This is a genomic window from Pseudomonas sp. MWU13-2517, from assembly GCF_023242545.1.
Lineage (GTDB): Bacteria > Pseudomonadota > Gammaproteobacteria > Pseudomonadales > Pseudomonadaceae > Aquipseudomonas.
In genome coordinates this window covers 135,007-148,236 of sequence record NZ_JALMFA010000003.1, presented here as the reverse complement: position 1 = coordinate 148,236, position 13,230 = coordinate 135,007, and the positions used below count along the sequence as shown (strand labels likewise).

11 protein-coding genes are annotated in these 13,230 nt (G+C 61.7%); 6 read left to right on the top strand and 5 right to left on the bottom strand.

The window, feature by feature from the left end:
* Positions 1-47 precede the first annotated feature (47 nt).
* Positions 48-1,181, top strand: a complete 1,134-nt coding sequence (locus M5B97_RS05715) for a TIGR03364 family FAD-dependent oxidoreductase (protein ID WP_248730971.1) — start codon at positions 48-50, stop codon at positions 1,179-1,181.
* On the top strand, positions 1,181-1,735 hold the full coding sequence (locus tag M5B97_RS05710) for a phosphonate degradation HD-domain oxygenase (protein WP_248730970.1): 555 nt from the start codon (positions 1,181-1,183) through the stop codon (positions 1,733-1,735). Before M5B97_RS05715 ends, M5B97_RS05710 begins: the two co-directional genes overlap by 1 nt.
* Here the strand turns inward: M5B97_RS05710 and M5B97_RS05705 are convergent.
* Together M5B97_RS05705 and M5B97_RS05700 are read right to left on the bottom strand one after the other, a co-directional pair.
* The gene (locus M5B97_RS05705; protein WP_248730969.1) at positions 1,732-3,099 is read right to left on the bottom strand and encodes a DUF3482 domain-containing protein; all 1,368 of its coding nucleotides are present in this window, start codon (positions 3,097-3,099) and stop codon (positions 1,732-1,734) included. The two genes, M5B97_RS05710 and M5B97_RS05705, sit on opposite strands and share 4 nt — an antisense overlap.
* A complete protein-coding gene (locus tag M5B97_RS05700; protein ID WP_248730968.1) occupies positions 3,092-4,471 on the bottom strand; it encodes a DUF2868 domain-containing protein in 1,380 nt (459 codons plus the stop codon). The genes M5B97_RS05705 and M5B97_RS05700 overlap by 8 nt, the downstream gene beginning before the upstream one ends.
* A gap of 90 nt (positions 4,472-4,561) precedes the next feature.
* Between M5B97_RS05700 and M5B97_RS05695 the strand changes: the two genes are divergently transcribed.
* On the top strand, positions 4,562-5,080 hold the full coding sequence (locus tag M5B97_RS05695) for a dihydrofolate reductase (protein WP_123717144.1): 519 nt from the start codon (positions 4,562-4,564) through the stop codon (positions 5,078-5,080).
* 69 nt (positions 5,081-5,149) lie between these two features.
* Here M5B97_RS05695 and M5B97_RS05690 read toward each other — a convergent pair whose 3' ends face one another.
* Complete coding sequence (locus M5B97_RS05690; protein ID WP_123717145.1) at positions 5,150-6,538, bottom strand: L-cystine transporter; 1,389 nt, start codon at positions 6,536-6,538, stop codon at positions 5,150-5,152.
* Between the two features lie 241 nt (positions 6,539-6,779).
* Between M5B97_RS05690 and M5B97_RS05685 the strand changes: the two genes are divergently transcribed.
* Positions 6,780-7,838, top strand: coding sequence for a haloacid dehalogenase-like hydrolase (locus tag M5B97_RS05685; RefSeq protein ID WP_134659226.1), 1,059 nt, complete (start codon positions 6,780-6,782; stop codon positions 7,836-7,838).
* Between the two features lie 386 nt (positions 7,839-8,224).
* Here the strand turns inward: M5B97_RS05685 and ilvD are convergent, their stop codons facing one another.
* A complete protein-coding gene (ilvD, locus tag M5B97_RS05680) occupies positions 8,225-10,066 on the bottom strand; it encodes a dihydroxy-acid dehydratase (protein ID WP_248730967.1) in 1,842 nt (613 codons plus the stop codon).
* Between the two features lie 311 nt (positions 10,067-10,377).
* Here ilvD and M5B97_RS05675 point away from each other — a divergent pair, with 311 nt between their 5' ends.
* On the top strand, positions 10,378-10,836 hold the full coding sequence (locus tag M5B97_RS05675) for a transposase (protein WP_248730966.1): 459 nt from the start codon (positions 10,378-10,380) through the stop codon (positions 10,834-10,836).
* Positions 10,837-11,014: 178 nt separating this feature from the next.
* On the opposite strand, the gene M5B97_RS05670 is transcribed toward M5B97_RS05675, so the two are convergent.
* Entirely contained in the window at positions 11,015-12,211 is a 1,197-nt protein-coding gene (locus M5B97_RS05670; RefSeq protein WP_134659222.1) for a class I SAM-dependent rRNA methyltransferase, read from the bottom strand.
* A 187-nt stretch (positions 12,212-12,398) separates the two neighbouring features.
* On the opposite strand from M5B97_RS05670, the gene M5B97_RS05665 reads away from it, so the two are divergent.
* Positions 12,399-13,211 (top strand): HDOD domain-containing protein, encoded by an 813-nt coding sequence (locus M5B97_RS05665; RefSeq protein ID WP_177421597.1) that lies wholly within the window; start codon positions 12,399-12,401, stop codon positions 13,209-13,211.
* The last annotated feature ends 19 nt before the right edge of the window (positions 13,212-13,230 follow it).

Below are 13,230 nucleotides of genomic sequence, written 5' to 3'. Positions count from 1 at the left end.
GAGCGGTTTTGCCCGCGATGGCGGCCTCGAATTCAGGACTTCACTTCATGACACACCACAGCGACCTGCTGATCATCGGCGCCGGCATCCTCGGCTTGTCCCACGCCTATGCTGCGGCCAAACGCGGCCTGAAGGTCACAGTCTTCGAACGCAGCGCTACACCACTGGGCGCCTCGGTGCGCAACTTCGGCCAGGCGCTGGTCACCGGCCAGCCGCCGGGACCGATGTTGGGCCTGGCGCGGGAAAGCCGTGACATCTGGGGGCATTGGGCGCAGGTAGCCGGGCTGCAACTCAAGCGCAGCGGCGCCTATCTGTTTGCCCGTACCGAAGCGGAAGAACACCTGCTGGAAGCCTTCTGCACCGGCCGCGCCGTCGAGCACGGCTACAACGTCGAACTGCTGCAAGGCGCAGCGATGACGGATCTATACGGCGGACAGTTCCGCCATCATCGCGCTGCATTGCATGGCAAGGACGATCAACAACTGTATTCGCGGGAAGCGATTCCGGCGTTGATCAACTACCTTCGCAGTGAACTCAAGGTGGAATTTCATTTCTCCACCCTCGTGCGCGACGTAGAGCCGGGCCAGTTGCACAGTACGGCGGGCAGTTTTCGCGGCGAGCAGATCATCGTGTGTTCCGGCCACGACTACCAGACCCTGCTGGCCGAATCGATCGCTGAACTCAAACCGAGCATCTGCCGCCTGCAAATGCTCCGCGCGCGACCGGCGGTGAACCTGAACCTGCAGCACGCTTTACTCACCGGCCTGAGCTGTGTGCATTACGGCGCCTTTGCCGATTTGCCGGAAGCTGCGCCGGTGCAGGCGCAGATTCTGCGTGAAGCGCCACACCTGAACGAACACGGCATCCATCTGCTGATCAGCCCGACGCCCCATGGCGAACTGATCATTGGCGACTCCCATGACTACGGCAGCGATGCATCGCCGTTCAATGCCGAGCAGATCGACGACTGGATGATCGAACTGGCCGAGCAGACCCTGGGCTGCCGGATCCAGGTGGTGGAGCGCTGGCAGGGCGTGTACGGCTCGCGCGGGCCGGGGCCGTTTTCGTTCCTGCGTGCGGCACCGGGGGTAAGCGCAGCCTTGATGCACACGGGTGTCGGCATGAGCGTGGGGCCGGCAATGGCCGAGCGAAATATCGGCACATTGTGGGGAGAGGCGTGATGAACCCGGAACAGGCAATTGCCGATGTCTTCGGCCTGTACGAGCAGTACGGCACCGCGGACTATATCGGCGAGCCGGTGTCGCAGATCGAGCACATGTCCCAGGCCGCGCAACGGGCGATGGCCGAAGGCTTTGATGATGAAGTGGTGCTGGCGGCGTTTTTCCACGATATCGGGCATCTGTGCGGCGAGGGTGGCGAAAATATGGGCGGTTATGGTGTGGTCAGCCATGAGCGGCTGGGGGCCGATTACCTGCGCCGCGCAGGCTTCAGCGAGCGCATGGCCCGGTTGGTGGAGTATCACGTGCAAGCCAAGCGTTACCTGACCTTCAGCCAGCCCGGCTACTACGCAAGCCTGAGTGAAGCGAGTCGCCGCACCCTGGCTTACCAGGGGGGCGTGATGAGCGCCGAAGAAGCCCATGCGTTCGAGCAGGACCCGCTGTGCGCCGTGAGTTTGCGCATGCGTCTGTGGGACGAACAGGCCAAGGAAATGCATGTGCCGGTACTCGACCTTGATGTGCTCAAGGCCAAGGCGCGGCAAGTATTGGCGGCTTAGGTGTCGTCCAGACGCTGGGCCAGGGCTTCGACCTGTTCCTGGCGCTCGGCCTGGCTCAGTTTGGCGTGAGGGTTGAGCGACGACCATTGCGGATGCGCACGGGCTTTGTGCAGCGCGTCCGGCAGCTTGCCTTCGCGCCAGGTTTTGTCTTGTGGCGTGTCGACCTTGATGCTGTGCATGGCCGCATGGCCACGCAGGTTGAGGGCCTTGAGCAGTTGGCGTTGGCGCAGGGCGAGCAGGCGCAACACGCTGTCGTCCACGGTCAGTTCGCGCTGGCCCTTGATCTTGCCCAACAGGCGGCTGCCATAACTGCGCGCGGTTTGCAGTGCGCCACCGGCAATCGCACCGGCCAGGGCGGCGGCACCCAGGGTCAGGCCGCCGACCAACAGGTCAACACCAGCACCGGCTGCCGCTCCCGCGGCGATCCCGCCACCGACACGCACGCCCAGCTGTTTGAGCGTTTCCGGGTTGAACAGGTCATCGCCCCAGCGGCCGTCCAACAGTGGCAGGTCGCTGGCGGCGGCATCCTGCGGTCGGAAGCCGAACAGCTTGAGCAGGGCTTCCACACATTTCTGTTCGCGCTGGCGCACGGCCTTGCGCAAATCGCCGATGGCTTGCTGCTCATCTTCGATGACCACGCTGCGACGGCAAGCGGCGCAGTCGATCAGCAGCTCGGCGATCAAGCGTGCGGCACTTTGCTGGCGGGCCTGGCGTTGGGCTTCCTGATCTGTGATCAACCGTTGCAACTGCGGCCGGGCGTTTTCCAGCATCAGCGCGAGGCTTTCATACAAGCGCCGTTCACCGTCTTCCGGGGGCGCCACGCTGTCGAAGCGCACCAGCGCATGCAGGCCCAGGCGGGCCAGGGCTTCACGCCAGTCCGGCTCGCGGTGGTCACTGCTGCTGACGAAGTTGAGCACCGGCAGCAACGGCTTGCCGCAACTGGCCAGCACTTGCAATTCATCGCGATACTTGGCCAGCACCGGCTCGCGAGCGTCGATTACATACAGGCCGGCGTCCGAAGCCAGCAGCTGGCGCAGCACCTTGGCTTCCTGTTCGAAACGTTGGCGTGCTTCGCTGCCTTCCAGGAAACGCGCCAGGCGCGCCGGGCCATCGAGGCGTTCGCCGGGGCGATCCAGGCGCTCCAGGTAGTCGAGCAGGGCAATGGCGTCTTCCAGGCCGGGCGTGTCGTACAGTTCCAGCAGGGCTTCGCCGTCCACCGACAACCGCGCACCTTCGACATGCCGGGTGGTGCTGGGGCGGTGGGAGACCTCACCGAAGCCCACATCACGGGTCAACGTGCGCAGCAGCGAGGTCTTGCCGACGTTGGTGTGGCCGACCACGGCAAGTTTCAGCGGTTTAGTCATGACCGGTCTCCAGCCAGTTCAGCGGTGCGCAGTCGGCAAATGGCAACTCAAGCTGTTGCAGCGCCGTGTGCCAGTCACCCAGGCGTTCGGCATCCAGGGCCTGGCCGGGCGGCGCTTGCAGCAGCCACACGCGGGTGGCCGTGGCGCTACGGGCCAGTTCGGCGATCAACGCCAGGCTGCCGCGATCGGGAGAGCGGCGTGGGTCACAAGCGATGGCCAGGCGTGCGGGCGGGAAGCGACTGAGTTGCTCCAGCAGTTTGTGGCGTGATTCGCGGCTGTCGAGGATACCGGCGTTCTTCACGTTGGCTGGCAATTTGGGCGGCCATGGGTGTTGGTCGTCCAGTTCGATGGCCACCAGCAAGGCACCGTCGCTTTGCAATTCGCTGATGCCGCCGCTGACGTGGTGCAGTTGCTCCGGCGCGGCGTCGTTGACCCCCAGCCGTTCACTGCTGGGCATCAGGCGTTCACGTAACTGGCTGTAGCCGGGCAGGTTGAGGTCCAGGCGCAAGGCGGCTCGCCCGCGTTTCCAGCGCCACAGGCACAGCAGGGCGAGAATCAGTCTTGGCAGAATGCCGTAAACCAGCAACACACCCACCAGCCACGCGGCCCAGGCCTGGCGGGCGCTTTCGATATTCAACGCAGAATCGCCGCTGGCGCGGATCATCTCGACTGTCGGTACGTTGAAGCCCAGCCAGGCGGGCAGGGCACCCAGCGCCTGGGTCACGGCGACGAAGGTGTCGGCGCCGAGGATGGTGGTTTCCCACACGAAACCGTAGCGGCGGGTGGCGAGTAACGTCAGCAAAATCGCCATGGCACTGAGCAAGGCGAGTAACCACAGGCTGTTGACCAGCACGCCGATCGCCCAGCGATTGAGTTTTTGCCGTTGCAGCAACAACAGCAGCGCCGGCGCCAGCTGTGCGGCCTTGGCATCGCGGGCGAGCTTTTCGCTGAGCCACAACCATAAGCGTCCAAGGCTGGCGCCGTGCTCACCGGCAAACAGCAAGCCCAAGGCCCAACTGACCAGCAGGATCAGGTTCAAGCCGAGCAGGCTGCCCAAGGCCCAGAACACGTTGACCGGCGCCAGCCCGTTGCCCAGCGCGGCAAAGGCCAGGCCCGCGCCGCTGACGATGGCGACGATTGCCAGCAACACCAAGGCCAAACGTGCGCCTTGCAGCCAGCGGGTGAGGGCGGCGGTCAGGCCATCGCGCTCGGCCAGGTGCAGGGCACGTTGTTGAATGCGCGTCGGCAGGTCGCCACCGGCGGTGCGAGCCAGGCGGTTGGCTTCCAGGTCTTCCAGGGGGCCGGCGTGTTCTTCACGCAGGCGCACGGTTTCTGTCAGCCAGAGAGAGTGCAGCGGGTTCAGTGCAGTCACGCGCCGTCCTGTTGTGTGAGTGAGTTGGGAGCATAACCCCAGTGCACCCTGTTGGGGAAAGCTGCACGAGCCTCTGGTATTCTCGTCGCCATGAAAAAAACTCTCCCTTTAAGCCTGATCGCAGCCCTCGGTGAAAACCGTGTGATCGGCGTCGACAACAGCATGCCCTGGCATTTGCCGGGGGATTTCAAATACTTCAAGGCCACCACGCTCGGCAAGCCGATCATCATGGGGCGCAAGACCTGGGACTCCCTGGGCCGACCGTTGCCGGGGCGCCTGAACATCGTGGTCAGCCGTCAGACCGATCTTGAGCTTGAAGGTGCGGAAGTTTTTCCATCACTGGACGCTGCGGTAGAGCGCGCTGAGGCATGGGCCAAGGCGCAAGGCGTGGACGAACTGATGCTGATTGGCGGCGCGCAGTTATATGCGCAGGGGCTGGAGCAGGCGGATCGCCTGTATCTGACGCGGGTTGCGCTGAGCCCGGAAGGGGATGCGTGGTTTCCGGAGTTTGACCTGAACCAGTGGAAGCTGGTGTCGAACGTCGAGAACCCGGCCGACGCTGATAAGCCGGCGTACACCTTCGAAGTCTGGGAGAGAAGCAGCCACTAGCTTTAAGCCACAAGCTGCAAGTAAAAGCGCGGTGCTCTTTCTTGCAGCTTGAGGCTCATAGCATGCAACTCAGCTGGCTAGCTGAGCATGCTCATCGGCATTCAGCAGCTCTTTATCCGTCTGCCCCATGATCTGGCTGGTAATTGCCCCCGCCGTCATCGAACCGTTCACGTTCAACGCCGTACGGCCCATGTCGATCAGCGGCTCCACGGAAATCAGCAGCGCCACCAGTGACACCGGCAAACCCATGGCCGGCAGCACGATCAGCGCGGCAAAGGTGGCACCGCCGCCCACACCGGCAACCCCGGCCGAACTCAAGGTCACAATCGCCACCAGGGTCGCGATCCACAGTGGGTCCAGCGGGTTGATGCCCACGGTCGGTGCAACCATCACTGCCAGCATGGCTGGATAAAGCCCTGCGCAACCGTTCTGGCCAATGGTCGCGCCGAACGACGCAGCAAACCCCGCGATGGATTGCGGTATGCCCAAGCGGCGGGTTTGCGCCTCAATGCTCAGCGGGATCGCCGCCGCGCTGGAACGGCTGGTGAAGGCAAACGTCAGCACCGGCCATACTTTGCGGAAGAAGCGCAGCGGGTTGACACCGGCCAGGGACAGCAGCAGGCCATGCACCACGAACATCAGGCCCAGGGCCAGGTACGACACAACCACAAAACTGCCGAGCTTGATGATGTCTTGCAGGTTGGAGCCGGCGACCACTTTGGTCATCAGCGCCAATACGCCGTAAGGGGTCAGCTTCATCACCAGGCGCACCAGACGCATCACCCAGGCTTGCAGGGTGTCGATGGCGTTGAGCACTTTCTGGCCTTTTTCCACGTCGTCCTTGAGCAGTTGCAGTGCGGCAACCCCGAGGAAAGCGGCGAAAATCACCACGCTGATGATCGACGTCGGCTTGGCCCGGGCCAGGTCGGCAAACGGGTTGGCCGGCACGAACGACAGCAGCAACTGCGGGATATTCAGGTCGGCGACCTTGCCCGCGTAATCGCTCTGGATCACTTGCAGGCGCGCCATTTCCTGGGTACCGGCTACCAGGCCTTCGGCGGTAAGGCCGAACAGATTGGTCAGGCCGATGCCGATCAGCGCCGCAATCGCGGTGGTGAACAGCAGCGTGCCGATGGTCAGGAAACTGATCTTGCCCAGGGATGAGGCGTTATGCAGGCGCGCCACGGCACTGAGGATCGAAGCGAACACCAGCGGGATCACGATCATCTGCAGCAGTTGTACGTAGCCGTTGCCGACCAGGTCGAACCAGCCGATGGACGCCTTGAGGACTGGATTGCCGTCACCGTAGATCGTATGCAGGACCGTACCGAACACCACGCCCAGGGCGAGGGCGAACAGGACCTTCTTGGCGAGGCTCCATTGGGTCCGACGGGTTTGTGCCAGGCCCAGCAACAGGGCCACGAACACCAGTAAGTTGAGAATCAGGGGCAGATTCATTGAAGCTCCGTTGAGAAGGCAGCCAATCGCACGAGCCTGCGATTGCGAACCGGGAAGCCTAACAGCTTGAAATATATTGATTTAATACCGATATGGAATGGTGTCTGTCGTTTTTGGAATAAGCGTTTGACGCTCAGGCACATGTCCCTGGCGTGATCACGATGGAAGCGGTCGTGCTCGGGCGATAACTGTCATACAGATTTGTTAGCGTCGATGTCTTTCACTCAGGGATAAAACGCTTATGAAGCTCGCGCCAACATTACTTGCCGCCGCCTTCTGCCTCGGTCTCGCCAACCAGGCATTTGCCGCAACCGAGTTGAAGCACTGGCCGGCGCCCGCCGCCGAGCAACTGAACAAGATGATCGCCGCGAACGCCAACAAAGGTAACTTCGCAGTCTTCGACATGGACAACACCAGCTACCGCTACGACCTCGAAGAGTCATTGCTGCCGTACCTGGAAAACAAGGGCCTGATCACCCGCGAGACCATGGACCCGTCCCTGAAGCTGATGCCGTTCAAGGACACTGCCGACCACAAGGAAAGCCTGTTCAGCTACTACTACCGCCTGTGTGAAGTCGACGACATGGTTTGCTACCCGTGGGTTGCGCAGATCTTTTCCGGCTTCACCCTCAAGGAACTCAAGGGTTACGTGGATGAATTGATGGCCTCCGGCAAACCTGTGCCAGTCACCTATTACGAAGGTGATGTGGTGAAGACCTCCGAGGTCCAACCGCCGAAAGTCTTTACCGGCCAGGCCGAGCTGTACAACAAGCTGATGGAAAACGGCATCGAGGTGTACGTGATGACGGCGGCCTCGGAGGAACTGGTGCGCATGGTCGCTGCCGATCCGAAGTACGGCTATAACGTCAAACCCGAGAACGTCATCGGCGTGAGCACCCTGCTCAAGGACCGCAAGACCGGCGAGCTGACCACTGCACGCAAGCAGATTGCGGCCGGCAAATATGACGAGAAAGCCAACCTCGGCCTGGAACTCACTCCCTACCTGTGGACCCCGGCGACCTGGATGGCCGGCAAGCACGCGGCGATCCTTACTTACATCGACGAATGGAAAAAGCCGGTGATCGTCGGAGGTGATACCCCAACCAGCGATGGCTACATGCTGTTTCACGATGTGGACGTGGCCAAGGGTGGTATTCACTTATGGGTCAACCGTAAGGACAAATACATGACCCAGCTCAACGGCATGATGGCCAAGCACGCGGCGGCGCAGGCCAAGGAAGGGTTGCCGGTGACGGCCGACAAGAATTGGGTGATCGTCAAGCCGGACGAGATTCAGTAAGCACGGAAGTACCCGGTCAACACTGTGGGAGCGGGCCTTGGTCGCGAAGGTGCAGCAGCCTGCGTATTCAGTGGCCGGCACACCGCAATTCGCGAGCAAGCCCGCTCCCACGGTTGATCTTCTTTGTTGGAGGGTTATCTCCAGGCAAAAAAATGCCCCGCCACCTGCGGGGCATGCCAGTCAGTTAAGGGTGAACACTGTATGTGTGGCGAGGGAGCTTGCTCCCGTTGGGCCGCGAAGCGGCCCCGCTCTTTTTTTACAAAGCATGGGACTGCTGCGCAGTCCAACGGGAGCAAGCTCCCTCGCCACAGGTTACTTTTTAGCCTTTCCCCTTCTTAACTGACTGGCATGCCCCGCAGGTGGCGGGGCATTTTTATGGGCGAGGCTTACAGGCCGTCGAGCATCGCTTTGTTACGCACCGCACCTTTGTCGGCACTGGTGGCCAACAGGGCGTAAGCCTTCAGTGCGGTGGTGATTTTGCGCGGACGCTTCTCCACCGGTTTCCAGCCTTTTTTGTCCTGCTCGACCCGGCGAGCCGCCAGTTCTTCATCGCTGATCAACAGGTTGATCGAACGGTTTGGAATGTCGATCAGCACTTTGTCGCCGTCCTGCACCAGGCCAATTGCGCCACCGGCAGCCGCTTCCGGGGAGGCGTGGCCGATGGACAGGCCCGAGGTCCCGCCGGAGAAACGGCCGTCGGTCAGCAAGGCGCAGGCTTTGCCCAGGCCTTTGGATTTCAGGTAGGACGTCGGGTAGAGCATCTCCTGCATACCTGGGCCGCCTTTCGGGCCTTCGTAGCGGATGATCACGATGTCGCCCTCTTTCACTTCGTCAGCGAGGATGCCGCGCACTGCGCTGTCCTGGCTTTCGAAGATCTTGGCGTTGCCTTCGAACACATGGATGGATTCATCCACTCCGGCAGTTTTCACCACGCAGCCGTCCAGGGCGATGTTGCCGTACAGCACGGCCAGGCCGCCTTCCTGGGAGTAGGCGTGTTCGACACTGCGGATGCAGCCGTTTTCGCGGTCGTCGTCCAAGGTGTCCCAGCGGGTCGACTGGCTGAATGCCGTCTGGGTCGGGATGCCCGCCGGGCCGGCCTTGAAGAAGTGATGCACCGCTTCGTCGTTGGTCTGGGTTATGTCCCACTTGGCGATGGCTTCTTCCATGCTACGGCTGTGCACGGTCGGCAGGTCGGTGTGCAGCAGGCCACCACGGGCCAGGGAGCCCAGGATCGAGAAGATCCCGCCGGCGCGATGCACGTCTTCCATGTGGTACTTCTGGATGTTCGGCGCGACCTTGCACAGTTGCGGCACATGGCGGGACAGACGGTCGATGTCGCGCAGGTCGAAATCGATCTCGGCTTCCTGGGCGGCAGCCAGCAGGTGCAGGATGGTGTTGGTGGAACCGCCCATGGCGATGTCCAGGGTCATGGCGTTTTCGAACGCCTTGAAGTTGGCGATGTTGCGCGGCAACACCGACTCGTCGTTCTCACCGTAGTAACGCTTGCACAGCTCGACAATGGTGCGGCCGGCCTGCAGGAACAGCTGCTCGCGGTCGCTGTGGGTGGCCAGGGTGGAACCATTGCCCGGCAGGGCCAGGCCCAGGGCTTCGGTCAGGCAGTTCATCGAGTTGGCGGTGAACATGCCGGAGCATGAACCGCAGGTCGGGCAGGCGCTGCGCTCGTATTCCGCGACCTTCTCGTCAGAAGCGCTGGAGTCGGCGGCGATCACCATGGCGTCGACCAGGTCCAGGCCGTGGGAGGCGAGCTTGGTCTTGCCGGCTTCCATTGGGCCGCCGGACACGAAGATCACCGGGATGTTCAGGCGCAGGGCAGCCATCAGCATGCCAGGGGTGATTTTGTCGCAGTTGGAAATGCACACGATGGCGTCGGCGCAATGGGCGTTGACCATGTACTCCACGGAGTCGGCGATGATTTCGCGGCTCGGCAGGGAATACAGCATGCCGTCATGGCCCATGGCGATGCCGTCGTCCACGGCGATGGTGTTGAATTCTTTCGCCACACCGCCGGCGCGTTCGATCTCGCGGGCGACCAGTTGTCCCAGGTCCTTGAGGTGGACATGACCAGGTACAAACTGAGTGAACGAGTTGGCAATCGCGATGATCGGCTTCTTGAAGTCGTCATCCTTCATCCCCGTGGCACGCCACAGTGCGCGCGCGCCGGCCATATTGCGGCCGTGGGTGGATGTTTTCGAGCGGTAATCAGGCATTGGAGCACTCCGGGCGGCTAATCAAGTACTAAAGGGGAGTGAGCTTCTATTGACCACTGGAACACCCGAAAAATGGCCGTGTGTCCGGAAGTTGCCACTCGCATCGCGGGATCGCCGCTTGCGTGGGCCTCGAGCTCATAAACCCGCCGGGGGATGACTGGCGATGAATAGGCCGATTCTACACCGTCTTCCTGTAGGCGCGAGCTTGCTCGCGCCTAAACAGCCAGGAGATATTCAGAACCATTGTTTAAAGGCCTTCAGATGTTGCGCCTCCTACCGTTTATCTTCCAATCACAGAAGAGGACGACGGAATGTCCACGCAACAGAATGCCCATCGCCTACGCACCGGGTGTTATTCAGAATCGGGCCGCGTGTACCTGATCACCGCTGTTACTTACCAACGACAATCAATTTTTCAGGACTGGCGCACGGGTCGCCTGCTCGTCAGCGAATTCAGGAAAGCTCAGGAAGACGGTGAGGCGACCTCGCTGGCCTGGGTCGTGATGCCTGACCATTTTCATTGGCTGGTCGAACTGCACAATGGCGACTTACCAAGGTTGATGCGAATAACCAAGTCGCGAAGTGCCCGCGCGGTAAACAGGGCGAGGGGCTCCTGCGGGACGCTTTGGCAAAAAGGCTATTTCGACCGGGCATTGCGTCGTGAGGATGACTTGAAAGCAATGGCCCGCTATATCGTCGCGAATCCGTTGCGTGCAGGTTTGGTCGAGCACATTGGTCAGTACCCGCTATGGGATGCCATCTGGCTATGACCCACCTTCCCCTGTAGGAGCGGGCGAGCTCGCTCCTACAGGGGGGAAGCGGTAGCGCCCGATCCGTAAGCTCGTCAACCAGCCGCTGAAATCGCCGCCGGACGAACCAGCGTCACGGCCAGGGCGCTGATCAGTATCGGGATCAAAAGGTGGGAGGGGGCAAGCCCCTCCAACATTTTTAGCTATTAGGCAGCAACCGGCACGTAATGCTCTTGATATACCGCGTCTCGACAATCGCCGGGTGCACCGGGTGGTCCGGACCCTGGCCGCCGCGTTCCAGCATCTGGATATTACGGTCCAGGTGGCGGGCGCTGGTCAGCAGGATGTTCTGCAGGTCGTCTTCGGGCAGGTGCATGGAGCACGAGGCGCTGACGAGGATGCCGTCCTTGCTGAGCAGGCGCATGGCTTGCTCGTTCAGGCGACGGTAGGCGCCTTCGCCGTTTTTCATGTCTTTCTTGCGTTTGATGAAGGCCGGCGGGTCGGCGACGATCACGTCGAAGCGCTCTTCGCTGGCTTTCAGTTCCTTGAGGGCTTCGAACACGTCGCCTTCGATGCAGGTCATCTTCTCGGCAAAGCCGTTCAGCGCGGCATTGCGCTCCACGCCGTCGAGGGCAAAGGCGGAGGCGTCGACGCAGAACACTTCACTGGCGCCAAAGGCTGCAGCCTGCACACCCCAGCCGCCGATGTAGCTGTACAGGTCCAGTACGCGCTTGCCCTTGGCGTACGGGGCCAGGCGGGCGCGGTTCATGCGGTGGTCGTAGAACCAGCCGGTTTTCTGGCCCTGGATCACCGGGGCTTCGAATTTCACGCCGTTCTCTTCCAGCGCCACCCACTCCGGCACCAGGCCGAACACGGTTTCGACGTAGCGGTTGAGGCCTTCGGCATCGCGCGCGGCGGAGTCGTTCTTGAACAGGATGCCGCTGGGCTTGAGCACCTGGGTCAGGGCGGCGATCACGTCGTCCTTGTGCGCTTCCATGGTCGCCGAAGCGATCTGCACTACCAGGATGTCACCGAAACGGTCGACGACCAGGCCCGGCAACAGGTCTGAGTCGCCGTAGACCAGGCGGTAGAAAGGCTTGTCGAACAGGCGCTCGCGCAGGGACAGGGCGACGTTGAGGCGGTGCACCAGCAGCGACTTGTCGAGTGGCAACTTGATGTCGCGCGACAGCAGGCGGGCGCAGATCAGGTTGTTCGGGCTCATGGCCACGATCCCCAGCGTCTTGCCGCCGGCCGCTTCCAGAATAGCCTGGTCGCCTGCCTGGAAGCCGTGAAGGGGGGTGGCGGCCACGTCGATTTCGTTGCTGTAGACCCACAGGTGGCCGTTGCGCAAACGACGATCGGCGTTGGCTTTGAGACGCAGGCTTGGCAGGGACATGACGTCGCTCCGGAAAAAAGAGCGGGAGTATACCTTGTTGTGCAGGAAATGGCCGGGTAGCCGGATGTGCGGGAAGGTGTCGGGCAGTGCCTGATAAGGGGTAGAATCCCCGCCTAGCCCAGAGTGTGTACTTATGTCCCAAGAGCTTTCCGCCGAACAGATCCAACAGGCCCTGCAAGGCATCAGCGTGCCGCCTCAACCGCAAATCATGGTGGATTTGCAGATGGAGCAGTACATGCCCGACCCGGACCTGGAAGTGATCGCCCGGTTGATCGCCCAGGACCCGGGCCTGTCCGGGGCCTTGCTGAAAATCGTCAATTCGCCGTATTACGGCCTGAGCAACAAGATCGCCTCGATCCAGCGCGCAGTGAACCTGCTGGGCAGCCGTTCGGTCATCAACCTGATCAACGCGCAGTCGATCAAGGGCGAGATGAGCGACGACACCATCGTCACCCTCAACCGCTTCTGGGACACCGCCCAGGACGTGGCCATGACTTGCCTGACCCTGGCCAAGCGCACCGGCTCGCAAGCGGTCGACGAGGCGTATGCCTTGGGCCTGTTCCACGATTGCGGCGTGCCGTTGATGCTCAAGCGTTTTCCCAACTACATGGCGGTGCTGGAAGAGGCGTACGCCAACGCCGGCCCGGATTGCCGCGTAGTCGATACGGAGAACAACGCCTTTCACACCAACCATGCCGTGGTCGGCTATTACACTGCCAAATCCTGGCGCCTGCCGGAGCATGTGACCGACGCCATCGCCAACCATCACAACGCCCTGGCGATTTTCAGCGATGAGTCATCGCGTAATTCGCAACTGAAAAACCTGCTGGCGATCCTGAAAATGGCCGAGCACATTTGTTCGTCCTGCCGCGTGCTGGGTAACCAGGCGGTGGACCATGAGTGGAACGCCATCGGCCATCTGGTGCTGGACTACGTGGGCCTGTCGGACTACGACTTCGAAAGCATGAAATTGTCGATCCGCGAACTGGGCGCCCACTAAACCTGTCTTCAAGAGGTAT